This is a genomic window from Nonomuraea sp. B1E8 (genome assembly GCF_039871515.1).
Lineage (GTDB): Bacteria > Actinomycetota > Actinomycetes > Streptosporangiales > Streptosporangiaceae > Nonomuraea.
This window is the reverse complement of sequence record NZ_JBDPLS010000006.1, coordinates 253305-278247: the sequence shown is the minus strand read 5'-3', so window position 1 is coordinate 278247 and position 24943 is coordinate 253305. Positions and strand designations below refer to the sequence as shown.

At 69.9% G+C, this 24943-nt stretch carries 22 protein-coding genes; 14 read left to right on the top strand and 8 right to left on the bottom strand.

The features are described from left to right. Positions 1–4: 4 nt before the first annotated feature. Genes miaA through ABGA98_RS21915 form a run of 5 tightly spaced genes read left to right on the top strand, consistent with a single transcriptional unit; the run spans position 5 to position 5629 of the window. Positions 5–910 carry a tRNA (adenosine(37)-N6)-dimethylallyltransferase MiaA gene (gene miaA, locus ABGA98_RS21935; RefSeq protein ID WP_347620230.1) on the top strand — a complete coding sequence of 302 codons (906 nt, stop codon included), beginning with the start codon at positions 5–7 and terminating at the stop codon, positions 908–910. Positions 911–919: 9 nt separating this feature from the next. After that, positions 920–1732 carry a diaminopimelate epimerase gene (gene dapF, locus ABGA98_RS21930; protein WP_347620229.1) on the top strand — a complete coding sequence of 271 codons (813 nt, stop codon included), beginning with the start codon at positions 920–922 and terminating at the stop codon, positions 1730–1732. A gap of 48 nt (positions 1733–1780) precedes the next feature. Continuing rightward, positions 1781–2536 (top strand): hypothetical protein, encoded by a 756-nt coding sequence (locus ABGA98_RS21925; RefSeq protein WP_347620228.1) that lies wholly within the window; start codon positions 1781–1783, stop codon positions 2534–2536. 19 nt (positions 2537–2555) lie between these two features. Beyond that, positions 2556–4832: a tetratricopeptide repeat protein gene (locus ABGA98_RS21920; protein WP_347620227.1), complete on the top strand. Its 2277-nt coding sequence runs from the start codon at positions 2556–2558 to the stop codon at positions 4830–4832. Positions 4833–4870: 38 nt separating this feature from the next. Then, a complete protein-coding gene (locus ABGA98_RS21915) occupies positions 4871–5629 on the top strand; it encodes an SDR family oxidoreductase (protein WP_347620226.1) in 759 nt (252 codons plus the stop codon). Here the strand turns inward: ABGA98_RS21915 and ABGA98_RS21910 are convergent. Next, positions 5626–6660, bottom strand: a complete 1035-nt coding sequence (locus ABGA98_RS21910; protein WP_347620225.1) for a helix-turn-helix domain-containing protein — start codon at positions 6658–6660, stop codon at positions 5626–5628. The genes ABGA98_RS21915 and ABGA98_RS21910 overlap by 4 nt on opposite strands. 247 nt (positions 6661–6907) lie before the next feature. Between ABGA98_RS21910 and ABGA98_RS21905 the strand changes: the two genes are divergently transcribed. The 6 genes from ABGA98_RS21905 (at position 6908) to ABGA98_RS21880 (ending at position 15435) form a co-directional block, all read left to right on the top strand. Next, positions 6908–9334, top strand: a complete 2427-nt coding sequence (locus ABGA98_RS21905) for an FAD-dependent oxidoreductase (protein ID WP_347620224.1) — start codon at positions 6908–6910, stop codon at positions 9332–9334. Next, on the top strand, positions 9331–10533 hold the full coding sequence (locus ABGA98_RS21900) for a sarcosine oxidase subunit beta family protein (RefSeq protein ID WP_347620223.1): 1203 nt from the start codon (positions 9331–9333) through the stop codon (positions 10531–10533). The genes ABGA98_RS21905 and ABGA98_RS21900 overlap by 4 nt, the downstream gene beginning before the upstream one ends. Beyond that, positions 10533–10775, top strand: coding sequence for a sarcosine oxidase subunit delta (locus ABGA98_RS21895; protein ID WP_347620222.1), 243 nt, complete (start codon positions 10533–10535; stop codon positions 10773–10775). Before ABGA98_RS21900 ends, ABGA98_RS21895 begins: the two co-directional genes overlap by 1 nt. Next, complete coding sequence (locus ABGA98_RS21890) at positions 10772–13879, top strand: 2Fe-2S iron-sulfur cluster-binding protein (RefSeq protein WP_347620221.1); 3108 nt, start codon at positions 10772–10774, stop codon at positions 13877–13879. The genes ABGA98_RS21895 and ABGA98_RS21890 overlap by 4 nt, the downstream gene beginning before the upstream one ends. Before the next feature lie 61 nt (positions 13880–13940). Beyond that, a complete protein-coding gene (locus tag ABGA98_RS21885) occupies positions 13941–14609 on the top strand; it encodes an HNH endonuclease family protein (protein ID WP_347620220.1) in 669 nt (222 codons plus the stop codon). A gap of 67 nt (positions 14610–14676) precedes the next feature. Then, positions 14677–15435 carry an endonuclease/exonuclease/phosphatase family protein gene (locus ABGA98_RS21880; protein WP_347620219.1) on the top strand — a complete coding sequence of 253 codons (759 nt, stop codon included), beginning with the start codon at positions 14677–14679 and terminating at the stop codon, positions 15433–15435. Positions 15436–16080: 645 nt separating this feature from the next. On the opposite strand, the gene ABGA98_RS21875 is transcribed toward ABGA98_RS21880, so the two are convergent. Continuing rightward, positions 16081–16299 carry a hypothetical protein gene (locus ABGA98_RS21875; protein WP_347620218.1) on the bottom strand — a complete coding sequence of 73 codons (219 nt, stop codon included), beginning with the start codon at positions 16297–16299 and terminating at the stop codon, positions 16081–16083. Positions 16300–16916: 617 nt separating this feature from the next. Between ABGA98_RS21875 and ABGA98_RS21870 the strand changes: the two genes are divergently transcribed. Then, complete coding sequence (locus tag ABGA98_RS21870; protein ID WP_347620217.1) at positions 16917–17336, top strand: peptidase inhibitor family I36 protein; 420 nt, start codon at positions 16917–16919, stop codon at positions 17334–17336. A 221-nt stretch (positions 17337–17557) separates the two neighbouring features. Here ABGA98_RS21870 and ABGA98_RS21865 read toward each other — a convergent pair whose 3' ends face one another. Both ABGA98_RS21865 and ABGA98_RS21860 read right to left on the bottom strand, forming a co-directional pair. Further along, on the bottom strand, positions 17558–19156 hold the full coding sequence (locus ABGA98_RS21865) for an AAA family ATPase (RefSeq protein WP_347620216.1): 1599 nt from the start codon (positions 19154–19156) through the stop codon (positions 17558–17560). Between the two features lie 61 nt (positions 19157–19217). Further along, entirely contained in the window at positions 19218–20390 is a 1173-nt protein-coding gene (locus ABGA98_RS21860; RefSeq protein WP_347620215.1) for an epoxide hydrolase, read from the bottom strand. Between the two features lie 101 nt (positions 20391–20491). Here ABGA98_RS21860 and ABGA98_RS21855 point away from each other — a divergent pair, with 101 nt between their 5' ends. After that, a complete protein-coding gene (locus ABGA98_RS21855; RefSeq protein WP_347620214.1) occupies positions 20492–21067 on the top strand; it encodes a CGNR zinc finger domain-containing protein in 576 nt (191 codons plus the stop codon). A gap of 66 nt (positions 21068–21133) precedes the next feature. Here the strand turns inward: ABGA98_RS21855 and ABGA98_RS21850 are convergent, their stop codons facing one another. Continuing rightward, a complete protein-coding gene (locus ABGA98_RS21850) occupies positions 21134–22051 on the bottom strand; it encodes a chlorophyllase (RefSeq protein WP_347620213.1) in 918 nt (305 codons plus the stop codon). Next, entirely contained in the window at positions 22048–22944 is an 897-nt protein-coding gene (locus ABGA98_RS21845; RefSeq protein ID WP_347620212.1) for an LLM class flavin-dependent oxidoreductase, read from the bottom strand. Before ABGA98_RS21845 ends, ABGA98_RS21850 begins: the two co-directional genes overlap by 4 nt. Before the next feature lie 268 nt (positions 22945–23212). Between ABGA98_RS21845 and ABGA98_RS21840 the strand changes: the two genes are divergently transcribed. Next, the gene (locus tag ABGA98_RS21840; RefSeq protein WP_347620211.1) at positions 23213–23797 is read left to right on the top strand and encodes a helix-turn-helix domain-containing protein; all 585 of its coding nucleotides are present in this window, start codon (positions 23213–23215) and stop codon (positions 23795–23797) included. Positions 23798–23938: 141 nt separating this feature from the next. Here the strand turns inward: ABGA98_RS21840 and ABGA98_RS21835 are convergent, their stop codons facing one another. Then, positions 23939–24151 carry a DUF2277 domain-containing protein gene (locus ABGA98_RS21835; protein WP_132596886.1) on the bottom strand — a complete coding sequence of 71 codons (213 nt, stop codon included), beginning with the start codon at positions 24149–24151 and terminating at the stop codon, positions 23939–23941. 3 nt (positions 24152–24154) lie between these two features. Then, positions 24155–24895 (bottom strand): IclR family transcriptional regulator, encoded by a 741-nt coding sequence (locus tag ABGA98_RS21830; RefSeq protein WP_347620210.1) that lies wholly within the window; start codon positions 24893–24895, stop codon positions 24155–24157. Positions 24896–24943: the final 48 nt, after the last annotated feature.

Sequence of the window (24943 nt, the reverse complement as noted above, 5' to 3'; positions counted from 1 at the left end):
CAGCGTGAGCCAGCAGCCCGTCATCGCCGTCGTCGGCCCCACCGCGGCGGGAAAGTCCGATCTCGCCGTCGACCTCGCGCTCCGGCTGGGGGGCGAGTGCGTCAACGCCGACTCCATGCAGCTCTACCGGGGGATGGACATCGGCACGGCCAAGCTGACCCCGGCCGAGCAGCGCGGGGTTCCCCACCACCTGCTGGACGTGTGGGACGTCACGGTCACGGCCAGCGTGGCCGAATACCAGAAGCTGGCCAGGGCCGTCTTCGACCGCGTCGACGTGCCGGTCCTGGTCGGCGGCAGCGGGCTCTACGTGCGGGCGGCCATCGACGAGCTGGAGTTCCCCGGCACCGACCCGGAGATCAGGGCGAGGCTGGAGGCGGAGCTGGCCGAGCGCGGCGCCGCCGAGCTGTACGAACGGCTGCGCGGGATGGACCCGGCCGCCGCGGCGGCGATCCTGCCCAGCAACGGCCGCCGCATCGTCCGCGCCCTTGAGGTGATCGAACATTCCGGGCGCCCGTTCTCGGCCACGATGCCCTCCTACGAAGCGGTCTACCCGACCGTGCAGCTCGGGCTCGAGGTGCCGAGGACGGAGCTGGACGAGCGGATCGCGGTCAGGGTCGAGCGCATGTGGCGGGCGGGCCTGGTCGACGAGGTGCGAGGGCTGCTCGGCGAAGGGCTGGCCGAGGGCCGCACGGCGAGCCGCGCCCTCGGGTACGCCCAGGTCATCCGCTTCCTGGAGGGCGAGTGGAGCGAGGAGCGGGCGATCGCGGAGACCATCCGGCTGACCAGGCGCTTCGCGCGCCGTCAGGAGTCGTGGTTCCGCCGTGATCCGCGGGTGTGCTGGCTGCCCTACGACGCACCCGATCTCCTTGAGCGATCCCTCGACCGAATCGCGGCGAGCCGGTGCGCATAAACTTTCAGAATGCGCTTTCTCAAGGGGCACGGCACCGAGAACGACTTCGTCATCCTGCCTGATCCCGACGGCGAGCTGGACGTCTCAGCCTCGCTCGTCGCGAAGATCTGCGACAGGAGGACAGGGATCGGGGCCGACGGTGTGCTCAGGGTCGCGCGCACCAAGCAGAGCCACGAGGTGGCCGAGCAGGCGTCGGCGGCCGAATGGTTCATGGACTACCGCAACGCCGACGGCAGCGTGGCGGAGATGTGCGGCAACGGCGTGCGCGTGTTCGTCCGCTATCTGATCGACGCCGGGCTGGTGGAGCACTCGGAGTTCGCGGTGGCCACCCGTGGCGGCCTGCGCAAGGTCCGCGTCGAGCCGAACGGCGACGTCACGGTCGACATGGGCCGGCCCGTCGTCCACGGCGAGAGCGTGGCCACCGTCGGCTCACACGAATACACCGGCCTGTACATCGACATGGGCAACCCGCACCTGGCCTGCGCCATCGGCGATCCCGTCGCCCAGCTCGACCTCGCCCACCAGCCGGGCTTCGACACGGGGGTCTTCCCCGGCGGCGTCAACATCGAGCTCTTCAACCCGGTGGGCACCAGCCGCGCGGTGATGCGCGTCTTCGAGCGCGGCTCCGGCGAGACCCGGTCGTGCGGCACCGGAGCGGTGGCCACGGCCGTCGCCGCCGCGAGCCTGTCGGGCGACAGCACGGGCACCTGGACGGTCGAGGTGGTCGGCGGCACGCTGACCGTCATCCTCGACGAGGACACCAGCTACCTTTCCGGTCCCGCGGTCATCGTGGCGAGTGGCGAACTGATGCTTGCAGAATGATGTTCTTCTGAGGAATGCTGGGTTCACTTCACGAACTGAGAGGTGGACATGGCGGACCCACGCACCACCGCGACACAGGTCAGGGCCCCGATCGGCCAGTTCGGCGGCGGTTTCACGATCTCCAGAGAGGCCAAGGCCGTCTGCGACGAGTACGCCCTCGGCCCTCGCGAGCTGTACTTCCGCGGCCGCTGCGGCGTGCTCGGCGAGTGCGACGCCGACGTGGTCAGCGCGGTCGTCGTCTTCTTCCCGCCCGAGCACGTCGAGGAGAGCTGGAACGGCGGCCGCAAGGTGGCCGCTGAGCAGGCCGTCGAGCTCTACGCCGAGGTGTGCAGGTCCTGGGGACGGCGCAAACTGGGCGGCCACGACGGCTGCGCCAGGATCGCCGAGCTGCTCCAGCGGGTCGTCGAGGAGGCCTCGCCCGTCGGCGCGCCGCTGTTCGCGGGCTGGCGGGCGGTGCCGCTGGCCGACGACCCACCGGCGCGTGCCGTGCAGCTCATGCACGTCGTACGCGAGCTGCGCGGCGGCCTGCACGCCAACGCCGTGATCGCGGCGGGCCTCCACCCTCTGGAGGCGACGCTCGCCGCCGGCCACGACTCGACCCCGCTCGGGCGCACGACGGGGGAGCAGATCGCCCGGTTCTTCACCTGGCCGGAGCCCTACCCGCAGCCCGGCCCCGAGGTGGTCGAGCGGCGCGCCGCCGTGGAGGAGACGACCGACGATCTCATGGCACGCGCCTTTTCGGTCCTGAGCGACAGTGAATCGGACGAGCTGATCGGGCTTCTGCGTTTTGGGGACGCTCGTTGACCTGGCAGACTGGCTGCCCATGGACGTGGACATCTGGGCCTGGGTCGGCGAAACCCAGCAGCAGCTTTCTGAGGCGGGCAACGTTGGCCTCGCCATGGCGCTGGGAGACCTTCCCGCACAGGCCTATGAGGGCCGTAACCCGCAGCTCGACGTCATGGCTCCGGCCATCGCGCAGCAGGCAGAGGCCCTGGAGCTGCCCTGGCTCGAGTTCTACGCCCGCTACTGGCACCTGATCGGCCGCATCGGCGACCGGGCTCAGGGCGCGGTCGCCATCGACGACGCCCAGCAGCTGCTCGAGTTCGCTCAGCGCGAAGACGTGCGCGAGTGCCCGGCCGTTCCGGCGGCGGTCGAGGCGATGGCCATCGCATGGGCCAACGCCGACGGCCCCGGCCACGCCGCCGAGCGGCTCGAGTTGCTGGGCGCGCAGATCGAGGCGCTGACCCCGGAGAAGCCCGCCTTCACCGGGATCGTCACGCAATATGTCGCCGCGCTCATCGACGCGGGGCGGCCGGGTGAGGCCGTGACCTATGCCGAGTCGGCCGTCGAGCGGCTGACGGTCGCCGGTCGCGAGGCGAGCTGGGAGCTCGGCGCCGAAAGCGCCCGCGCGCTGCTCGCCGCCGGCCGCGCCGAGGACGCGCTGCAGGCGTTGCAGGCCGCTTCGGAGTTCCAGCCGGACGACCCGGTGGCCAAGGAGCACCGCGACGGCGTGCGCAGGGCGCTCATCCTGGCCACGCTCGGTCGCATCGCCGAGGCCGTCGACGCGCTGCCCGACCTCGACGTGGTGGGCGAGCACCCGCGGGTGTTCGTCGAGTGGTCGCAGGCCGTCAGCAAGCTGGCCGGTTCCGCCCAGATCACCAACACCTGGCAGCTGGGCCGCGTGCTGCGCCAGTGGATCGACTACTTCAGCATGATGGGCGGCTATCGCGCCCGCGTCGAGCTCGCGCTGGTCGCGGGCGAGCTGGCGATCGCCAGGCAGGGTGTCTGGCAGGCGCGGCTGCTGGCCGACCTCGCCGAGTCGGGAGCCGCCGAGCTGCGCGAGAGCGAGGGGCTCGCCGAGCGCATCGCCGCCCTGCGGGCCACCGCCGACGCCACGGGCGAGCCCGAGCCGCCCGGCCCGCTGGAGGAGCGGGTCGGCCTCTTCGACGCCGCCGACGGATTCAACGCCGACCCGGAGAAGTGGGTGGGCTGGCTGGCCCCGCTGTCCGGGCAGGACCTCGAGGCCACCCGCCGCCACACGACCACGGCCGGCTTCCTGGGCTACCCCGCCACCGGCGCCGACATCTACTGGAAGATGCTGGTCGACTCCGGCGACATCGCCACCGCCGACTCCGACGACGTGGCCTACCTCACCACGCTGCTCATCGAGGCCCGCCAGGACGAGCGGCTGGAGCAGATGGCCGCGATGTTGCCGCACGACGCCCAATACCTCGCGCTCGCCAGGCTGCACAGCGCCCGCGAGCGCTGGCCCGAGACGCTCGAAGCGGCCGAGCACGCCGTGGCGGCCGGCGCCGGGCTCGAGGCCCGCCGCCTGCTGTCGGGCGCTGCCCAGCAGCTCGACCAGAACGACCGGGCGGCCGGGGTGCTGCACGAAGTGCTCGACGAGCTCGTCGACGAAGACGTCTGGCGCATGATCGTCATGGCCACCGCCGCCGAGAACTGGGAGATCGTGCACAAGGGCGCGGCCAAGATCGGCATGCCGATCAAGTCCAAGGAAGGCCCGATCGAGGAGGAGATGGGCCTCATCAGGGTCATCCTGCCCGCCCCCGACGGTGGCCAGCGCCAGGTCCTGTCGATCCGCACCGGCCCGGCCACGGCCAGGCTGGCGCTGCCCCAGCCGCGCGGCATGGACTACAACGCCGGCGACCTGGTCGTCTTCGACCCGCAGCTGCTGGAGCCGGTGCCCGAAGACCCCGAGGAGCAGCAGAACTTCGTGCCGCCCTTCGCCGCGGTGAGCATCCTGCGGCCCGGCGGCTACACCAGCTACTTCTTCGACGGCGCCGCGCCGAGCGAGGAGGACTGGGCGGAGTTCACCGAGGTCATGGCCGAGCGCGGCTGGCCGATGTGGGTCTACAGCGACGAAAACTACACCGTCTCCCACCCGTCCTCGGGCGAGCGGCTGCCCGGGGTGTTCGGCTGGGTCGCGGTGCCGCCCGATGTGTCGCCCAACGAGGTCGACGCCCTGCTCGACGACGCCACCGAGCGGTGGGTGCACCCGCTGGCCTGGCTCGACCTGGCCCGCGAGATCGACGTCGAGGTCGAGCGGCACGAGCGCATCGTCAAGGAATACGGCCTGTAAGGCTCCCGGGCGGGCCGACCGGAAGGACGAGGACTGACGTGCTGGAGCGCTTCCGGCTCGACGGCAAGGTGGCCATCGTCACCGGCGCCTCCGCCGGGCTGGGCGTCGCCTTCGCCCGGGGCCTGGCCGAGGCGGGCGCCGACGTCGTGATCGCCGCCCGGCGCGCCGAGCGGCTGGAGCAGACCCGGCGGCTGGTCGAGGAGACCGGCCGCCGGTGCCTGGCCGTGCCGGCCGACGTGTCGCGGCCGGAAGACTGCGACGCCGTCGTGGCCGGCGCCGTCGGGGCCATGGGCGGCGTCGACGTGCTGATCAACAACGCCGGCGTCGGCACGGCCGTGCCCGCGCTGCGCGAGACCCCGCAGGAGTTCCGGCGGGTCATCGACATCAACCTGCACGGCACCTACTGGATGGCGCAGGCGTGCGCGCGGGTGATGCGGCCCGGCTCGTCGATCGTCAACATCGGCAGCGTGCTCGGCGAGACCACGATAGGGCTGCCGCAGGCCGCCTACAGCGCGTCCAAGGCGGCGGTCACCGGGCTGACGCGCGACCTCGCGCAGCAGTGGACCGGCCGCCGCGGCATCAGGGTCAACTGCCTGGAGCCGGGGTTCTTCGCCTCCGAGATGACCGAGCAGTACAAACCCGGTTATCTGGAGCGGATGGTGGAGTCGCGGGTGGTCATGGACCGCGCCGGCGACCCGGCCGAGCTGGTGGCCGCCGCGGTCTTCCTGGCGAGCGACGCGGCCTCGTACATCACCGGGGTGACGCTGCCGGTCGACGGCGGGATCCTGCTCACTTAGCCTCGCCACGACGAGGGCGCGGCGGGGGTCGCTAGGTGGGGGTCCGCCACGAGCAGGTCGTGGCGGGCGGCGAGGAAGCCCGCGTGAAAGCGGGTCCTGGCGCCCAGCCGTTCGCACAACACCTGCACGCGGCGCTGCACCGTACGCGGGCTCAACCCCAGTTGCCTGGCGATGGCGTCGTCCTTCATCCCGGCCGCGAGCAGGGCCAGCACTTCGGCGTCGGGGGCCTGCGGCCACATCTCGGGCTCCAGGGCCTCGGCGGAGGTCAGGCGGAGCGGCACGGCTGCCCGCCACAACGTCTCGAACAGCCCCACCAGAGCGTCGAGCAGCGCGGACGGATGCACCACGAGGGCACTCTCCACGGCTCGGTCATCGTCGGAGACCAGGGGCAGGATGGCGGTGCGGGCGTCGGCGACGGCCAGTTTGACCGGCACCTGGCCGAGCCTGGCCTGCTCGCCGTGGGCGACGGCGCGGCGCGTGTGGGCGAGCATGCCGGGGTGCTCGAACGCCAGCGGGCTGTAGATGCCACGGGTGGGTGCTCCCTGGCGAGCCGCCCGCTGCCGGTTCTCCTGGTCGTCGCTGATGTCGACCGCGTACGGGGGATGCACGAGCACGAGCATCTCCCGGGTGGCGTTGCGTTCGAGCTGCAGATAGCGGCGGGCCACGGCGTCGCGCCCGGTCACCACCTCCAGCACCTCCTCGGGCTGCGGTCCGCTGCGCTCGGCGACCTCGGTGGCCAGCAGCGCGGCGGCGGCCCTGCTGTGGGCGATCTCCTCCTGGCGGCGGGCGACGAGGATGTCGATGGCGACGTTCGGGGGAGTGGCGACGAGTCTCAGCGGGCGGCCCGCGACGCGGGAGATCAGCCCGAGGTCCTCCAGTCTGGGCAGCATGCGGCGGATGGCGGCGGGGGACGATCCTGTTTCCGCGGCGAGCCGGCTCAACGTGGCGGGGCCGTGCCGGAGCAGGGCGCGGTAGGCCGTCTCCTCGGCGACGGTGACGCCGAGCCCTTCCAGCAAGCGCCGCTGCGCCATGTCGCCCTCACCCCCAAGATCCCCACAAGCGTAAGGTGGGCCGCGTCCAGCGGTCCACCTCAGGCTGCGGTGTGTGCGCCTATGGTGGGCCGCGTCCAGCGGTCCACCATAGGCAGCGGTGTCCGGGTTTCGGGGGGCGGGTTGGCAGTGTTCCGGAAAGCCGCTCTTGTTCCAGAGGTACGCATGGGCCTATGTTCGGTTGCGTAGTGCGGTGCGTGTTGCGTATTAAGGAACAATCGGAGGCGCCATGAGTGGACCCCGTTCGGTGATCGTAGGGGCGGGAATCGTGGGGTGCGCTCTCGCCGACGAGCTCACCGAGCGGGGGTGGACCGACGTCACCGTGCTCGACCAGGGCCCGCTCTTCGCCGCCGGCGGCTCCAGCTCCCACGCGCCCGGCCTGGTCTTCCAGACCAACCCGTCCAAGACGATGACCGAGTTCGCCTCCTACACCGTGCGCAAGTACACCGCGCTGGGGGAGAGGTGTTTCCGCCAGGTCGGCGGCCTGGAGGTGGCCACCACCCCGGAACGCTGGGCCGACCTGCACCGCAAGCACGGCTGGGCCGAGTCGTGGGGCGTCGAGGGAGAGCTGGTCGACGCCGGGCGGTGCGTGGAGTTGTGGCCGCTGCTGGACAAGGACCGGGTGCTCGGCGGTTTCCACGTGCCGGGCGACGGTCTGGCGGGGGCGGTCGCCTGCGGGCAGGCGCAGGCGGAGCGGGCCACGGAGCGCGGGGCCACGTTCCTGCCCGGCCACACGGTGGTGGGCGTCGAGCAGCGGGGCGGCCGGGTGAGCGGCGTCTCGGTCGTCACCTCGGACGGGCACCGGACGATCCCCGCCGACGTGGTGGTGTGCGCGGCGGGCTTCTGGGGCCCTTCGATCGGCGCGATGGCGGGGCTGACCGTGCCGTTGCTGCCGCTGGCCCACCAGTACGCCAAGTCGGGCCCTCTCGCCCCCCAGCCGGAGGGCCCCATCCTCCGCCACCAGGACCGCGACCTCTACTTCCGGCAGCACGGTGACCGCATCGGCATCGGCTCCTACGCCCACAGGCCCATGCCGGTCACCCAGGAGGAGATCGGCCCCCGGTCGACCACGATGCCGTCGGTGCAGGCGTTCACCGAGGAGGACTTCGACCCCGCCTGGCGCGACGCGGTCGAGCTGCTGCCCGCGCTGGCCGAGACGAAGTACGAGGAGGGCATCAACGGCGTCTTCTCCTTCACGCCCGACGGGTTCCCGCTGATCGGCGAGGCGCCTCACCTCGAAGGTCTCTGGCTGGCCGAGGCCGTCTGGGTGACCCACTCGGCGGGGGTGGCACGGGCGCTGGCCGAGGTGCTCGTGAACGAACGCTCGCCGGTCGACCTGCACGAGTGCGAGCTGGGCAGGTTCGAGCAGGCGCAGCTGTCGCCGGCGTTCATCGAGGAGCGGGGCAAGCAGAACTTCGTCGAGGTCTACGACGTCATCCACCCGCTGCAGCCGATGGAGTCGCCGCGGCCCTTGCGCACCAGCCCGTTCTACCCGCGGCAGCGCGAACTGGGCGGCTTCTTCCTGGAGGCGGCGGGGTGGGAGCGGCCGCACTGGTTTGAGGCCAACGCGCCGCTGCTGGAAGACCTCGTACGCGGCACGGATGAGCACGACGGCGTGCCGGTCGAGCCGTTCCTCGGGGCCGAGCAGCGGGACGAGTGGGCCGGTCGCTACTGGTCGCCGATCGCCGCCGCGGAGTCGTACGCGACCAGGGAGCGGGTCGCGCTCTACGACATGACGCCGCTCAAGCGCGTCGAGGTCAGCGGGCCGGGGGCGGCGGCGTTCCTGCAGCGCATGACGACGAACAACGTGGACAAGAAGCCCGGCTCGGTCACCTACACCCTGCTGCTGGACGTCAAGGGCGGCATCAGGTCCGACCTCACGGTGGCGCGGCTGGACGAGGAGACCTTCCAGGTCGGCGCGAACGGAAACCTCGACCTCGAGTGGCTGACCCGGCACGCGCCCGGAGGGGTGCGGGTGCGCGACCTGACGCCCGGCACGTGCTGCGTGGGCGTGTGGGGCCCGCAGGCCAGGGAGCTGGTGCAGGGGCTCACCGACATGGATCTGTCGCACGAGAACTTCCGCTACTTCAGCTGCCGGTCCGGATATGTCGGTCAGGTGCCGGTGCTCGCGATGCGCGTCTCCTACGTGGGCGAGCTGGGCTGGGAGCTCTACACCACCGCCGACATGGGGCTCAAGTTGTGGGACACGCTCTGGTCGCCCGGGGTGACGACCGCCGGCGGGCGGGCCGCGTTCAACAGCCTGCGGCTGGAGAAGGGCTACCGGCTCTGGGGCGTCGACATGACCACCGAGCACAACCCGTACGAGGCGGGGCTGGCCTTCGCCGTCAGGACGGACAAGGACTTCGTCGGCCGGGACGCGCTGACGACCGACGTCACGCGCAGGCTGGTGCCGCTGCTCAGCACCGAGGTGGTGATGGGCAAGGAGCCCGTACGGCATGAGGGCCGCACGGTCGGGTACGTCACGAGCGCGGCGTACGGGCACACCATCCAGCGGCCCATCGCGTACGCCTGGCTGCCCGCCGAGCTCGCCGATCCAGGGACGCACGTGGACATCTCCTACTTCGGCCGCCGCGTCCCCGCGGAGGTCGCGAAGGAACCCCTGTTCGACCCCGGGATGGAGAAGATCAGACGTTGACCCACCCCGACTTCCTCTGGCGCAACCCGGAGCCCAGACCCGCCTACGACGTCGTCATCGTGGGAGGCGGCGGTCACGGCCTGGCCACCGCCTACTACCTGGCGAAGAACCACGGCCTGACCAACGTCGCCGTCCTGGAGCGCGGCTGGCTGGCCGGCGGCAACATGGCCCGCAACACCACGATCATCCGCTCCAACTACCTGTGGGACGAGAGCGCCGCCATCTACGAGCACTCGCTCAAGCTGTGGGAGGGGCTGAGCGACGAGCTGGACTACGACCTGCAGTTCAGCCAGCGCGGCGTGCTCAACCTGGCGCACAACCTGGGCGACGCGCGCGAGGGCCGGCGCCGGGTGAACGCCAACCGGCTGAACGGAGTGGACGCCGAGTGGCTCGAAGCGGACGAGGTCAAGAAGTTCTGCCCGATCCTCAACGTCAGCGACCGGGCCCGCTATCCGGTCATGGGCGCGACCCTGCAGCGGCGCGGCGGCATCGCCAAGCACGACCACGTGGCCTGGGCCCTGGCCCGCCAGGCCGACGCGTACGGCGTCGACCTCATCCAGGGGTGCGAGGTCACCGGCTTCGAGATCACCGGCGGCCGGGTCACGGCCGTCGAGACCTCGCGCGGGCGCATCGCGGCGGGGAAGGTCGCGCTGGCGGCGGCCGGGCACACCTCCGTGCTCGCCGAGCGGGCCGGGATCCGCCTGCCGCTGCAGTCGCACCCGCTCCAGGCGCTGGTGTCGGAGCTGCTGGAGCCGGTGCTCGACTGCGTGGTCATGTCGAACGCCGTCCACGTGTACGTCAGCCAGGCGCACAAGGGCGAGCTGGTCATGGGGGCGGGCATCGACGCGTACAACTCCTACGGGCAGCGCGGCGGCGTGCACGTCATCGAGGCGCAGATGGCGGCGGCCCTGGAGCTGTTCCCGATCTTCAGCAGGGTGCGCGTGCTGCGCACCTGGGCCGGGATCGTCGATGTCTCCCCTGACGCCTCGCCCATCATCGGGCCGACCCCCGTCGACGGCCTCTACATCAACGCGGGCTGGGGCACCGGCGGCTTCAAGGCGACCCCCGGCTCCGGCTGGGTCTACGCCCACACGCTGGCCCACGACCGGCCGCATCCGCTGGCGGAGCCGTTCGCGCTCGACAGGTTCACCACGGGGGCGCTCATCGACGAGCACGGCGCGGCGGCGGTGGCGCACTGATGTTGCTGATCGACTGCCCCGGCTGCGGGCCCCGCGACGAGAACGAGTTCCACTACGGCGGCCAGGCCGGCGTCGCCTGCCCCACCGGCGACATGACGGACGAACGGTGGGCCGCGTACGTGTTCATGCGCGACAACCCCAAGGGCTGGTTCCACGAGCGCTGGTTCCACGTGCACGGCTGCCGGACCTGGTTCACGGTCGTACGCCACACGGTCACCCACGAGATCAGGAAGCCACGATGAGGTTCACGTTCGACGGCCGCCCGATGACGGGCGAGCCGGGTGACACGCTGGCCGCGGCGCTGCTGCGCAACGGGGTGCGGGTGGTCGGCCGCAGCGTCGATCTGGGCCGCCCGCGCGGGATCTTCAGCGCGGGTCCCGAGGAGCCGAACGCGCTGGTCCGCGTGGGCGCCGACCCGATGCTGGCGGCCACCACCGTGGAGCTCCACGACGGGCTGGAGGCGCAGAGCCTGCGCGGCAGGGGCCGGGTCGACCTCGACGCGGTGGACGAGCGCCGCTGTGACAAGGGCTACCTGCACTGTGACGTGCTGGTGGTCGGCGGCGGGCCGGCCGGGCTGGCCGCGACCGTCGCGGCGGGACGGTCGGGGGCGCGGGTGATCCTCGTGGACGAGCAGCCCCGGCTCGGCGGCGACCTGCTGAACAGCCGCCTGCTCCTGGAGGGCGCTCCCGCGATCGACTGGGTGGCCGGCCTCGACCTGCCCGCCAGGGTGCTCACCAGGACGACGGCCGTCGGCTACTACGACCACAACTACGTGCTCGCCGTGGAGCGGCGGGCTCGGGGCGAGCGGCTGTGGCACATCAGGGCGCGCCGCGTGGTGCTGGCCACGGGCGCGCACGAGCGCTCGCTCGCCTTCCCCGGCAACGACCGGCCCGGCGTGATGCTGGCCGCCTCCGCCCGCGCCTACGCCAACCGTTACGGCGTGCGCGCCGGACGGCGGGCGGTGGTGTTCGCCTGCGCCGACTCCGGCTACGAGGCGGCCGATGACCTCATGGCGGCCGGGGTCGAGGTGCTCGCCGTCGTGGACCCGCGCCCTTCGGGGCTGCCCGCGGACGTGGAGGTGCTCGCCGGCCAGGTGGTGACGGGCACGACCGCGGACGCCGAGGGCGTGCTCACCGGCGTCCAGGCGGGCGCCCGCCACTTCGACGCCGACCTGCTGGCCGTCGCCGGCGGCTGGAACCCGGCCGTGCACCTGTTTAGCCAGTCGGGCGGCCGGACCAGGTTCGACGAGGAGCTCGCGGCCTTCGTGCCCGGCGCGTCGGCGCAGGCCGAACGGTCGGCGGGGGCGTGCAGAGGCCTGTACGGCACCCGCGAGGCCATCGCCGACGGCTACGCCGCGGGAGCGGAGGCCGCCGGGCGCGCCGAACCTGGGCTGAGGGTCCCGGAGTGCGACGAACGGCCCCTGCGGCGACCGGTGGCCCTCTGGCTCGTCGAGAGAGCCCCGGGCAGCGAGCCCGCCTTCGCGGACCTGCACCGCGACGTGACCGTGGCCGACCTCGCCAGGGCCACGGGCACCGGGATGCGCTCGATGGAGCACGTCAAGCGCTACACCACCGCGGGCACCGGCGCCGACCAGGGCAAGACCTCGGGCGCGGTCGTGGTCGGCGTCATGTCCGCGCTGCTCGGCGCCGCCCCCGGCCAGGTCGGTACGACCACGTTCCGGCCGCCGTACACGCCCGTGTCCTTCGCCACCCTCGCGGGACGCGACCGCGGCGTGCTGTCCGACCCCGTCAGGACCACCGCGTCGCACGACGCGCACGTCGCGCGGGGGGCCGTGTTCGAGGACGTCGGCCAGTGGAAACGTCCGTGGTACTTCCCCCAGGACGGCGAGAAGATGGAGGCCGCCGTGCGACGCGAGTGCCATGCGGCCCGCACCGCCGTCGCCGCCATGGACGCCTCCACCCTGGGCAAGATCGACATCAGGGGCGCGGACGCCGGCGAGTTCCTCGACCGCGTCTACACGAACATGTACTCCACGCTCGCCGTCGGTGCCTGCCGCTATGGGGTGATGTGCGGGGCCGACGGGATGGTGTTCGACGACGGCACCACGACCAGGCTCGCCGACGACCACTACCTGATGACCACGACCACGGGCAACGCCGCCGCGGTGCTCGACTGGCTGGAGGAGTGGCGGCAGACGGAGTGGCCGGACCTGGACGTGTCGTTCACCTCGGTCACCGACCACTGGGCGACGGTCGCCGTCGTCGGCCCCCGCGCCCGCGAGGTCATCGCGGCGGTCGCACCCGAGGCGGTCGAGCTGGCGTTCATGCGGTACGCGAGCGTGCCCGTGCTGGGCGTGCCGGGCCGGGTCTTCAGGATCAGCTTCTCCGGCGAGCTGGCCTACGAGGTCAACGTGCCGTGGCGGTACGGCAGGGCGGTTTGGGAGGCGGTGCTGGAACTCGGCGCGGTGCCGTACGGGACCGAGACCATGCACGTGCTGCGGGCGGAGAAGGGGTTCGCGATCGTCGGCCAGGAGACCGACGGGACCGTGACCCCGCAGGACCTCGGCATGGGATGGATCGTCTCCAAGCGCAAGCCGGACTTCGTCGGCAAACGCTCCCACGCCCGGCAGGACACCGCGCGCCAGGACCGCAAGCGCCTGGTCGGCCTGCTCGCCGACGATCCGGCGGTCCTCGTGGAGGAGGGCGCCCAGCTGACCGCCGCGGGCGTGGCGCCGATGCTCGGCCACGTCACCTCCAGCTACCGCAGCGCCGCGCTCGGCCGCACGTTCAGCCTGGCCATGGCCAGGAACGTGGCCCCGGGCGACCGGCTCACGGCGGTGTCGGGGAACGTGGCGCACCCGGTGACCGTCGTGGAGCCCGTCTTCTACGACCCGGACAACGCCCGCCGCGACGGTGATCCCCTGGCGGACGCGCCCTGCCCGTACGTGGGGGAGTGCCGGTCGGAGAGCCCCGCCGCCGCCTTCGCCGCCCGCTTCGAGGCCGCGAGCACCCCGCGGGTTCGCCTGCGCGAGGTGCCGTACGAGCCGATGTGGGAGGTGCGCGGCGCGGACCCGGGCACGGGCCTGCGGCTGGGTCCTGACTGGTGGCTGGTGACCGGGGACGTCCCGCCACGCCCCGGCTGGGTGGACGTGTCGGGCCAGCGTACGGTCCTGGAGCTCGCCGGGCCCGCCGCCCACGATGTGCTCATCACCGGCTGCCCGATCGACCTGGACCCATCGGTCTTCCCCGGGCACGCCCAGACCCTGCTGGCCAGGACGTCGGTGATCCTGGAACGGCGTTCGCCCGAAACGTACCGGATCTACGTCAGATCATCTTTCGCGAGATACCTGGCTGAATGGCTGATCGATGCCCTGGATGCTTCGTAAGATCCGTTGATGGGCATTTCTATCCCTAGACTTTACGAAAACAAGGTCTTAGGGGTGTGCGGTGCGGGTTCGGGAACTTGTGGCCGGTCTGGCCATGTCGGGGATGCTGGCCGGCTGCGGCGGGCTGACCGTGCAGTCGGCGGGCGGGGACGTCGAGAAGCCCGACTCCGTCTCGGTGTCGGAGGCCCGCGACAAGCTGGCGGAGCTCGACGTCAAGGGCCGCGCCCCGAAGACCGGCTTCGACCGCGACGAGTTCGGCCCCGCCTGGTCCGACGTCGACCACAACGGCTGCGACACCCGTAACGACATCCTCAAACGCGACCTGGAGGGCGAGACCTTCAAGCCCGGCACCCACGACTGCGTCGTCCTGACCGGCACGCTCGACGACCCGTTCAGCGGCAAGACCATCGAGTTCGAGCGCGGCCAGGACACCAGCTCGAAAGTCCAGATCGACCACCTGGTGCCGCTGTCGGACGCCTGGCAGAAGGGCGCGCAGCAGTGGTCGAAGGACAAGCGCAAGGAGTTCGCCAACGACCCGCTCAACCTGCTGGCCGTCGACGGTCCGCTGAACGGGCAGAAGAGCGACTCCGACGCCGCCACCTGGTTGCCGCCGCGCAAGGCGTACCGGTGCGCCTATGTCAGCCGGCAGATCGACGTGAAGGCCAAGTACGACGTCTGGGTGACCAAGGCGGAGAAGGAGGCCATGGAGACCGTCCTCGACGGCTGCTGACCCTGTACGCAGAGTCATGATGTGCGTAAGATCCGTGAGCATGCGTGTGACCAGACGGATTCAAGTGATGACAGCGCTCACCGTGCTCGCCACCGCGACCACCGTGGCACCCGCGCACGCCAGGGCGGTCAGCCTCGTCGTGCTCGACTGGAACATCCACGGCGAGAGCGCCGACATGCAGGCCATCGCCTCCGTGATCCGCAAGAGCGGCGCCAACATCGTCACCCTCCAGGAGATCCACCGCAAACCCGGCGCCGACCAGGTGCGGCAACTCGCCGACGCGCTCGGCTGGCACATCAGCAGGAACGCCCACTTCGGCGCCGGCGACAACCCCGGCAAGTGCGACGAACCGCAGTCCGGCAAGGCGGGCAACACGATCCTGTCCAAGTTCACGATCGCCGAACGGGTGACGATCCCCCTCACGAACTTCGCCAGATGCCCGGTCAACCGTTCCATGGCCGGGGTCAAGCTCAACCTCGGCGGCGGCAAGACCGTCCGGGTGTTCACCACCCACCTGTCACCCGGCCTGACACCGCCGTCGGTGGCCCGCCGCGAGGCCCAGGCCGACAAGGTGCGCTCCTACTTCGGCTCCAGGTCGGGCATCATCCTCACCGGCGACTTCAACGCCAAGCCAGCGGACGCGCTCTCGAAGCGGTTCAGGAGCGCCGGGTGGGTCGACACAGGCGCCAAGTACGCCAACGAGCCCACGCTCGGCAACGCGCGCATCGACTACATCTACACCAGGGGCGTCACCACGACGAGCGGCTCCGTGCTTTCCGCCACGGCCTCCGACCACCGGCCGATCGTGATGAAGATGACCCGCTGAACCACGGGTGACCGGCGTGAGTGTACGGGGCCCGTGCACTCACCCCGCAACGCGCCGACGTTCGGGATCGTTCGTGACCCCCATTTTCGACGTGCGCCCCGATCACCTGCCCGCCCAGGTCTTGACGATGCGTACCGTACGAACCGCCGGCGTGTTCAACATCTCCAGCAGCCTGGTTCTTGGGTAGCCGTGGGCGAGTACACAGACTGAACTCGTAGGGTCGGTCACGTCTTTGCCGGGGTGTCGAGGCTGAGCCCGGTCTGGGCCAGGCTGCCGGCAAGCGGATGCGGCCGGTACTGGATCTTCTTCAGCTTGCGTTTGACGATCGGACGGGTCCGGGTAGATCGGCGACGGCGAAAGTTGGCCAGGGCCCGGCGAAGTAGGGACCAGACACCCTCGACGGGTTCAGCTCAGGAGCGTAGGCGCTCGTGCACCCGTAACCGTGCGGCGACCGTCTTGATCGACTCGCCAGCCTCGAACCACTCGGCCGCTTGCAGCCGCACACGCTCTCGCCGTTCCTGCTCGGCGGGCGTGTACCCGACCCTTTGCCCCGTATCGCATATCCCGGTCGTACCGCGCGAGCACTATCCGTCACGACCCGAAGACCTGACGCATTCAACCTGTGTAGCACAGCCTCCACACAATCTACGCACTCGCTCTCCATCGCTTCCATTTTCCTACTTTCCGTTTGACATCCCGCAAAGTACTCGTAAAAATAGTGCGGCGCTCGACATTCTGCGCATCAAAAAGAATGACGCCGGAGGAGAATCCATTTGTTATCGTCTGCGCTGCATGAATCGTCTCGGCCATGGTTCTCGCTGCGCTGAGCGGCGAGTGGGCGAAGTATTCGGCGTGAAAGTACACGACCCGATTGTGGTCGTGATCGCACCTCTTCCAGGTCTCTGGCCGAGAGATGGAAGAGCATGCCATGCTGCCGCAGCATAAGCCATGGATATTTGCGGATCGCAGGCACAACACACTGACGACATAGCAAGGAACTGTTATTATGAAAGTCGGCTCCCCTTGCCGCGCTCCGGTGCCGCCCATGACATGAGCGCCTTTACGTGCAGAGCGCCACCATTCTGCGCTTCCCTTGCGCAGAGAGAGCCGGGCCCTCAACTTAGAGGTAGGCCGTGGCCTGGAAAGGGCTGCCGTCATCGGCGCGCTCGATGACCGGTCCTTTTCACACGCGAAAGAGCATACGATTCAAACCTGGCCGCTATCCCGTCGCGTAGGTCCAGATCAGCTTCTGGGTGCTGATTGCCGCGGGGTTGGCCTGGTCATGCCGGGCCGCGAGGGAAGGATTGGGGATGCTGCCGTGTGCAAAGAAGTAGCGGATTCAGTTCCTCGGTGCCGACTGGAAAGGCTGAGCTTCCCGAAAGTCAGAAGCCCTCGAGATGCATCGGTTCAAGTGTTAGAAAATGGTTCGGTGATAACGCCCGGGCCAATGTCAATCCCATGGATCAGATAGGAGACTCAAAATGTACCGCAACCTACGGAAGTTCGCGCTGATGATCTTCGTAGCCGCCGCAATCGTCCCTTCCGTTGCAGAAAGCGCCTCCGCAGAGAGTGCCATGCGCAAGGCGGGAAACGGAAAGTGCGAGAAGGGTGAGTTCTGCCTCTACGAGAACGAGCACTTCAACAAGTACAACGATGGCGGAACGCTCGACTGGGTCGGGAATGACTACGACTACAACAATAATGAATGGCCCAATACCGACGATGGTATAGACAACGAGGCAAGTGGTATCTGGAACCGAACGAAGTGCGTCGTCTACCTTTACCAGCATGTAGATCACGGGGGCACGAGGATGGCCATCGCGCCGGGAGAGAAAATTGGCGTACTGAAGGACGAACCTATCGGTGACAACCGCGCGAGTTCTCACAAATTCGCCTGCTGACGAAGACTCCCTCCCGTCCTCGGCAAGCACAACGCCTGTGCCGAGGACGGCCTGTTTCAGTCCTCGGCACAGGCGGCTCTTCGAGCGTGTTGGAGAGGGGTGTACACAGGTGGAATGCGTAGAGTCTTCGGGTCGTGACGGATAGCGCTCGGTGCGGTAGGACCGGGGTATGCGGTACGGGCGATCCACGGCCGCGATGCCCACCGTCTGTGCGATGCGCGCTATCCCCGGAGAACGGTGATGTGGCGGCCGGACGGTGTGGTCGCCTGTTCGAAGGAGCCGCGATCCTTCCACGGCAGGGCCTCAGGACGCCGGTCGAAGATCACCAGCCTGCCGGTGGTGAGGCTGAGCCGGTCGAGATACCCGTCGAGCTGGGCGAGGCCGTCGGGCAGCGGGTCGTCCTTGCCGGCGCGCCACACCTTCAGCTCCATGGCCTCCCGTTGCATCCGTCGTTCGCCGTCCGGACCCGGGTAGGGCCAGCGGATCAGGACGTCGAGGCGTCTGGTGCCGGCGGCGTATTCGTGGTCGAGGTGGCCGCCGCCGTTGACCAGGCGGTGCAGGAAGGCCATGAGGATGATCTGGCAGGCGGCCTCGTGGTAGCCCTCCTGCTGGATGAGGACTTCACCGTGCTCGCGCCAGAACACGACGAACTCCCGCAGCAGGCGCTCCAGGTCGAACCGGCCATCCGGCAGGACGAAGCTGCGCGGGTCGGCCTTGACGAACCGCTCCGTACGATCGCCCAGGACCCGCAGCAGGACCTCCCGGTAGATCGGATTGGCGATCACCAGGTCCCTGGGCCCCCGGATGAGGCCAAGATCGTGAACGTAGGAGACGTCATCGTCGAAAGACGTGTCCGTGCCCGGCCACGTTCCCGCCACGATCGGTTCGATCACTCGTTCCACCCGTGGTTCGTACAGGCGCGCCACGAGGGCGTCCAGGTGGGTGGCGCGCGCCCGGATCAGCCGCTCCTTGGCCTCGTCCACCCGGTCGGCGGTGATGGTGCCGGTCACCCCCATTTCGAAGGTGATCTCGTGGGCGAGGGCGTTGACCAGCCACGGTTGTCCTTGGGTCAGCTCGAACACCCGGTCCACCGCGTCCTTGGTGAACTCCTGGCCGGTGGCCCGCGTGTGCTGGCCGTACAGCTCGGCGATCTGGTCGGCGGTGAAGTCGCCCAGGCGCAGCGACTTGGTGACGATGTTGAACGGGCTGGTGGGACCGCATCGGCTCGGGTCGGCACCCACAGCGGTCTTGTAGTCACGGACGTCGCGTAGCCCGCACAGGATCACGGACGTGGGGAACGGGTGCCCATCGGGCCGGGCGTTGTGACCGTCACGGAGCTGGCAGAGGAAGCTGATCAGGCTGTCGCCCTGCAGGGCGTCGATCTCGTCGAAGAACAGCACCACCCGGCGAGGGCTGCGACGGCACCACTCGCTCAGCGCGACATCGATGCGGCTGCCCGGCGTGGCCTGCGGCCAGGGGTCCGGCGGGAGCAGTTCGTCCGGCCAGCCCGACCGCTCGGCGGCCGCGCGGATCGAATCCAGCAGCATCGACTCTCCCCAGCCCACGTCGTCGCGGGCCACCTTGGCGCGCTCGCAGGAGAACACCAGGGCCGCGACATCCCCTTCGGCCGTCAACTCGGACGCCAGAGTGCGCAGCGCGGTGGTCTTGCCGGTCTGCCGGGGCGCGTGGACCACGAAGTAGCGGTCCATGTCGATCAACGCTCGCGCCTCGGGAAGCCGAGGTGTGGGCGGCAGCATGTAGTGCCGCTGGGGGTCGCACGGGCCCGCGGTGTTGAAAGATCTCGCTCGGGGTGGACGCATGGTCACATGCTGTCATCGCTCCTGGTTCTGAGTGTCGAGATTCCGGTTCGCCGGGCCGCGTTCACCGATTGGCGGCCAGCACTGCCGCGAGGCCTTCTCGCAGGTCCTTGACGAAGTATTCGGGAACCTCCAGCGACGGGAAATGTCCCCCCTTCTCAGGCGACCTCCATCGGACGATCTGCCGGTACCGCTCCTGCGCCCACGGGCGCGGATACTTCTCGATGTCGCGGGGATAGATACTGATCGCTGACGGGACGTCGACCCGAAGTTCGGGATCGAGCGAGTTGTGGCTTTCGTAGTAGATGCGGGCCGACGATGCGCCGGTCCGCGTCAGCCAGTACAGGGTGACGTTGTCAAGGACGCGGTCTCTGGACATCGTCTCGAACGGGCTGTCTTCGGTGTCGGTCCACTCGGCGAACTTGTCAAGGATCCAGGCAAGAAGCCCGACCGGTGAGTCGACGAGCGAGTAGCCGATGGTCTGCGGTCGGGTCGCCTGCTGCTTCGCGTACGCCGCGCGGTGACGCCAGAAATCGCGGGTTTCCTCGGTCCACCTGCGCTCGACCGCCGTCAGCCCGTCCGTGGTCAACCCGGGCGGCGCCTCCGCGAACGTTGTGTGGATGCCGAGAACGTGCGCCGGGAACCTGCCGCCGAGAACCGTGGTGATGTTCCCTCCCCAGTCGCCGCCGTGGGCCAGGAACGTGCTGTAGCCGAGCCTTCCCATCAGCTCCACCCATGCGGCCGCGATCTTTTCGGTTCCCCACCCGGTGGTGGCCGGCTTGTCGCTGTAACCGAAGCCTGGTAGCGACGGGACCACGACGTGGAACGCCGGCGCGTCCGCATCTTTCGGATCTGCCAGCTCGTCCACTACATCGATGAACTCGGCAACGCTGCCCGGCCAGCCGTGCGTCAAGATCAGAGCAGTGGCGTCTGCGCGCGCGGACCGGCGGTGCAGGAAGTGGATGCCGAGGTCATCAATGGTCGTGCGGAACTGGCCGATCCGGTTGAGGCGCTCTTCGAACGACCGCCAGTCGTACCCGGTGCGCCAGTAGTCCACGACGTCGACGAGGTCGGCGAGGGGAACGCCCTGTTCCCATCGGCGAGGGTCGGGCGCGGCGCGATAGACCGTCTCGGCTTCCGGTAGCCGGGCCGCGGCCAGTCGCGCGCGCAGATCGTCGAGGTCGGCGTCGGTTGCGTGGGCTTCACATGCTTGCACGTCGCTGGTCGGGCGGGGCATGAGACCTCCTGGCCATCGCGGAACCGGCGCGAACGGATGCGAACCGGCTAAGACGGTTCTAACATGCCTTCACGCAGCGTGCAACCTGCTAAGGTGGTTCTATGCCTGCTGGGTTCCCTGCCTTCCGTCTCGGCAACGTGCTGGCGACCAGCTTCACGGGGACTCTGTCGGAGCGTCATGGCAAGGCCGTGGAGCGCATTCCCACGCCGCAGCGGCTCATCGACTGGCTGGCAGTGAACGGCCTCGCCGTCGGCTCCTGCACCACGGCCCAGCTCCACCTCGCTCGGGAACTGAGGGAGTCGATTCACGCCGCCGCTACAGCGGCCGCGATCCAGGACGCTCTCCCTGCGTCCGCCGTCCACGTCATCAATGACCGCAGCGTTCAGGGTCGGGCCGCGGCTGTCCTGACGCCCGAGGGTAAGCGGCGATGGCGGCTCAGCCCGGCTTCCCACGTGGAAGATGCCCTCAGCGTGATCGCCGCCGACGCGATCAGCATCATCGCAGGCGAGCGAGACGGAAAACTGGCCTTGTGCGCATCGCCGACCTGCCAGGCCGCCTTCTTCGACACCAGTCAAAGTCGCACCCGCAAATGGTGTGACATGAACACGTGTGGCAATCGTCAGAAGAAGGCGCGCTTCATTGCCAACCAGCGCAAGAACACCCCTCCGCCCGCCTGATCTGGCACCAGCTCGCCGCGGAGCACGCTCAGCACGACCACCGGCGCGACGACGGACGCGGCACGCCTACTTGCTCCGCAGGCTCCCCAGCGGGCCGAGGTCCTCGTCCAGCGCCGCCTTCCAGCCGGCGTCCTCGGAGCAGAGGGCGCCGCGCAGGTAGGCGGTGGTGAGCCGCTGGATCAGGGCGACGCGGGCAGGGTGCTCGTCGGTCGTCTCGGCGGACTCGTACCCGGAGATGCCCCCGAGCGAATGCTCGGCCCCCGACAACGTGAGCAGGCTCTTGCTCCCGGGACTGTGGACGTAGGGGTCGGTGAACCAGTCGGGGCCGCGGGTGGACAGCGCGGACCGGTCCTCGTCCCCCGCGACGATGAGCGCGGGGGTGGTCATGTCGCCGAAGTACGGCCTCATGAAGGGGAAGTGCTCGGCGGCGAACGGGGTGAGGTCGTCGCCGAGGCCCGTAAGGGCGAGCAGCACACCCGCCTTGACGCGGGGGTCGGACATGCCCTCCCCGGGAAGGCCGTCGGAGCCGAGGACGCGCGCGCCCAGCAGCGTGCTCGCGCTCTGGGCTCCCCAGGAGTGACCCGACACGGCGATGCGGCCGCGGTCGAGGCGTCCGCCGAGGCCCGGTACGGCGGCTTCGAGGAGGTCGAGCCCGTCGAGGGCGCGCTTGAGGTCCTCGATGCGGAAACGCCAGATTTCCGGCGTACGGGGGTCCTCGGGCGCGAGGCCGAGCGTCCGCGAGTCGAGGTGGGTGGGCCGCAGGACCACGAACCCGTGAGCGGCCCAGTGGTCCGCCAGCGGGGCGTAGCCGTTCATGGACTGGCCGAAGCCGTGCGAGAACACGATGACGGGCAGGCCGGTGCCGGTCACCGGGGCGGACACGTGGATCTGGAGGTCCTCTCCGCGTCCCGGGGCGGGCAGGACGACCGGCTTCACCGAGACGACCGGAGCGGGGGAGCCTGCCGCGAGGTCTGATTCCGTCATGAGAGTGATCCTTCTTTCTGGCGATTCTTGGTGATGAGTTCGTCGGTGACCCACCGCGCGACGTTGTCGGGGTAGGGCGCCGACAACCCGAGGACGATGTGCGTGAAGCCGGCGCCGATCGCTTCGCCGATCGTGTCGCGGGTGATGCCGGGCTGGTCGTAGGAGACGGGCAGGTGGATGGAGCGGACGATGGAGGCGGGGTCGCGGCCGAGCTCCGTGCAGTAGCGGTCGAGCAGCGCGCTGCGGCTGACGACGTCGGCGATGTCGCCGCCGGGGATGTTCCACAGGTCGGCGTGCTGGGCGACCACGCGCAGCGTCGCGGAGGAGCGCCCGCCGATGAGGATCGGCGGATGGGGGCGCTGGACGGGCTTGGGGCTGCCGTACGCTCCGGTGACCTGCACGTACGTGCCGTGGAAGTCGAACGGTTCCTTCTCGGTCCACACCCGCCGGATCACCGTGCAGGCTTCCGCGAGGCTGCCCAGGGCGTGGGCGGTGTCGTGGAAGGGCAGGCCGTGGGCTTCGTACTCGCGGCGGGCCAGGGGCCAGTCGGGTCGTGAGCCGACGCCGATGCCGAAGTCGAGCCGTCCGCCGGAGATGACGTCGACGGTCGCGGCGATCTTGGCCAGGAGCGCGGGCGGGCGGATGCGGTTGCTGGTCACCATCACGCCGAGCCGCAGCCGCCGGGTCTGCGCGGCGAGGGCGGACAGCAGGGTCCAGCCTTCGTAGATCGGCCCGCGGGGGTCGCCGAAGATGGGCAGGAGGTGGTCGAACAACCACGCGTGTTCGATCTCCGGGATCGTGTCCGCCTCCTGCCAGACCTCCAGGACGTCGCGGTAGTCGACCTGCGAGGGGGCGGTCATGATCCCGAAGCGGGGCCGGGTGGTGTGCGGCATTGAGGCACTGCTCCCTTCGTGAGCGGCCGTGCTGACGGGCACGCCGCCGAGGAGTAAACGGAACGCGCTTTCGGTGCGTGCTGGAGCCGTTCGTCGCGGTCGGTCCCATTTGCGCATGCCGGTCGGTCTCGGTCGAGGCGCTGGGGCAGATACGCGGCTTGGCCGTCCGGGCGGCGCTCTGGCATCATGGGATAAACGGAATCTGGTTCCAGCTACGATACGGATCGTCGTTCCGTTTTGCAAGTCCGGCATGGAGGGAAACGGCGCGGTGAACGACGGAGCGGCGGGGCGTGCGGCGCCCCGCAAGCGGGCCGATGCCCGGCGCAACGAGAGGACGCTGCTCGACGCCGCCGCGGCCGTCTTCGTGACCTCGGGCGTCGAGGCGCCGGTGCGCGACATCGCGGCCAGAGCGGGAGTCGGGGTGGCCACGATCTACCGCCACTTCCCGACCAGGGCCGACCTCATCATCGCCGTCTACCGGCACCAGGTGGAGGCCTGCGCCGAGGCCGGCCCCGCTCTGCTGGAGAGCGCGGCCAGTCCCTACGACGCGTTGCGACGATGGATCGACCAGTTCGTCGACTTCCTGGTCACCAAGCACGGGCTCGCCGCCGTGCTGCAGTCGGACAACGCCGGCTTCGACGCGCTGCACGCGTACTTCCTGGACCGCCTCGTGCCCGTCTGCACCCGGCTGCTCGACGCGGCGGCTACCGCCGGTGAGATCCGTACGGACGTCAACGCCCTAGAGCTCATGCGCGGCGTCGGCAACCTCTGCATCGGCGCCGACAACGACCCCCGTTACGACGCGCGGCGGATGGTCGCCCTCCTCATCGCAGGACTTCGCCCGCAACACTAGGAAACGTGGACGGCGTCGAGCCGGGGCCCGCCCGGGAGACCAAGGTCGAGTTCGAGCCGGAAGAGGGCGACGAGATCGAGCTCGCGATCACCTGCGTGGGGCGGCCGGCCCGTCGCCCGCCCCACGTCGTAGCCTGCCCGGTCAGCGGCTCCCGCGCACCTGCAACGCCCCCAGCAGCTCCTCGGACGCCCTGGTGATGGTCTCGACGGCCCGGTCGAACGCCTCCGCGTTGTGCGCGGCGGGTGCTCGGAAGCCGGAGATCTTCCTGACGTACTGCAGCGCCGCCGCGCGTACGTCCTCCTCGGTCACGCTCTCGGTGTAAGGGGGACGCAGGGTCTTGATGCTTCTGCACATGCCTCAACGGTAATAGCCCATGCGCTGGCTTATCTCCCGCGCGCCCTCCACCAGCAGCTCGCCCACCTCGGGCAGCCGGTCAGGCGTCAGCCGATAGGAGGGGGCGGAGACGCTGACGGCGGCCACGACGGAGCCGTCGTTGCCCCTGATCGGCGCGGCGACGGCGTTGAGCCCGACCTCGAGCTCCTCCACGGCCGCGGCCCAGCCGCGCTCCCTGATGGCGTCGAGCTCCAACTCGTCCTCGGAGGTGATCGTCCTGGGGGTGTAGTGGTCGAGCTCGTCGGGCATGCGCAGGGCGCCGAAGGCCAGCAGCACCTTGCCGCTGGAACTGGCGTGAGCGGGGGTGCTCTGCCCGACCCAGTTGTGCCCGCTGATGGCGGCGGGGCCGCGGATCTGGGTGAGGTTGACCGCGTCGCCGTCCTGCGGGACCGCGATGTTGACGGTCTCGCCGATCTCCTCGGCCAGGCGCAGGCACACGTCTCTGCCCTCACGCGACAGATCGAGCTGGGCCGTGGCCGCGCCGGCCAGCCGCACCACGCCGAATCCGAGCTGGTAGCGGCCGCGGTCGCTGCTCTGCTCCACCAGGCCGCCCTGCTCGAGAGCGGCGAGTAACCGGAACGCCGTGGACTTGTGCACGTCGAGCTCCGTCGCGAGGTCCGTCACTCGGGTCGAACCCTCACGGGCGAGGATTTCCAGGATGGCGATGGCCCGATCTACTGATTGCACGGTCGCGGTGTTGCTCATACCGCAACAGCATACTTCGCCGCACGGAGCTTCTCACGGGGATCTTCG

Bases quoted from the DNA above. Each gene is read 5' to 3' on its own strand.
- ABGA98_RS21865 (WP_347620216.1), bottom strand. From the start codon at position 19,156: ATGCGTCCACCCCGAGCGAGATCTTTCAACACCGCGGGCCCGTGCGAC.
- ABGA98_RS21890 (WP_347620221.1), top strand. From the start codon at position 10,772: ATGAGGTTCACGTTCGACGGCCGCCCGATGACGGGCGAGCCGGGTGAC.
- dapF (WP_347620229.1), top strand. From the start codon at position 920: ATGCGCTTTCTCAAGGGGCACGGCACCGAGAACGACTTCGTCATCCTG.
- ABGA98_RS21850 (WP_347620213.1), bottom strand. From the start codon at position 22,051: ATGACGGAATCAGACCTCGCGGCAGGCTCCCCCGCTCCGGTCGTCTCG.
- ABGA98_RS21860 (WP_347620215.1), bottom strand. From the start codon at position 20,390: ATGCCCCGCCCGACCAGCGACGTGCAAGCATGTGAAGCCCACGCAACC.
- ABGA98_RS21845 (WP_347620212.1), bottom strand. From the start codon at position 22,944: ATGCCGCACACCACCCGGCCCCGCTTCGGGATCATGACCGCCCCCTCG.
- ABGA98_RS21895 (WP_347620222.1), top strand. From the start codon at position 10,533: ATGTTGCTGATCGACTGCCCCGGCTGCGGGCCCCGCGACGAGAACGAG.
- ABGA98_RS21910 (WP_347620225.1), bottom strand. From the start codon at position 6,660: ATGGCGCAGCGGCGCTTGCTGGAAGGGCTCGGCGTCACCGTCGCCGAG.
- ABGA98_RS21855 (WP_347620214.1), top strand. From the start codon at position 20,492: ATGCCTGCTGGGTTCCCTGCCTTCCGTCTCGGCAACGTGCTGGCGACC.
- ABGA98_RS21835 (WP_132596886.1), bottom strand. From the start codon at position 24,151: ATGTGCAGAAGCATCAAGACCCTGCGTCCCCCTTACACCGAGAGCGTG.
- ABGA98_RS21920 (WP_347620227.1), top strand. From the start codon at position 2,556: ATGGACGTGGACATCTGGGCCTGGGTCGGCGAAACCCAGCAGCAGCTT.
- ABGA98_RS21905 (WP_347620224.1), top strand. From the start codon at position 6,908: ATGAGTGGACCCCGTTCGGTGATCGTAGGGGCGGGAATCGTGGGGTGC.
- ABGA98_RS21870 (WP_347620217.1), top strand. From the start codon at position 16,917: ATGTACCGCAACCTACGGAAGTTCGCGCTGATGATCTTCGTAGCCGCC.
- ABGA98_RS21880 (WP_347620219.1), top strand. From the start codon at position 14,677: ATGACAGCGCTCACCGTGCTCGCCACCGCGACCACCGTGGCACCCGCG.
- ABGA98_RS21925 (WP_347620228.1), top strand. From the start codon at position 1,781: ATGGCGGACCCACGCACCACCGCGACACAGGTCAGGGCCCCGATCGGC.
- ABGA98_RS21830 (WP_347620210.1), bottom strand. From the start codon at position 24,895: ATGAGCAACACCGCGACCGTGCAATCAGTAGATCGGGCCATCGCCATC.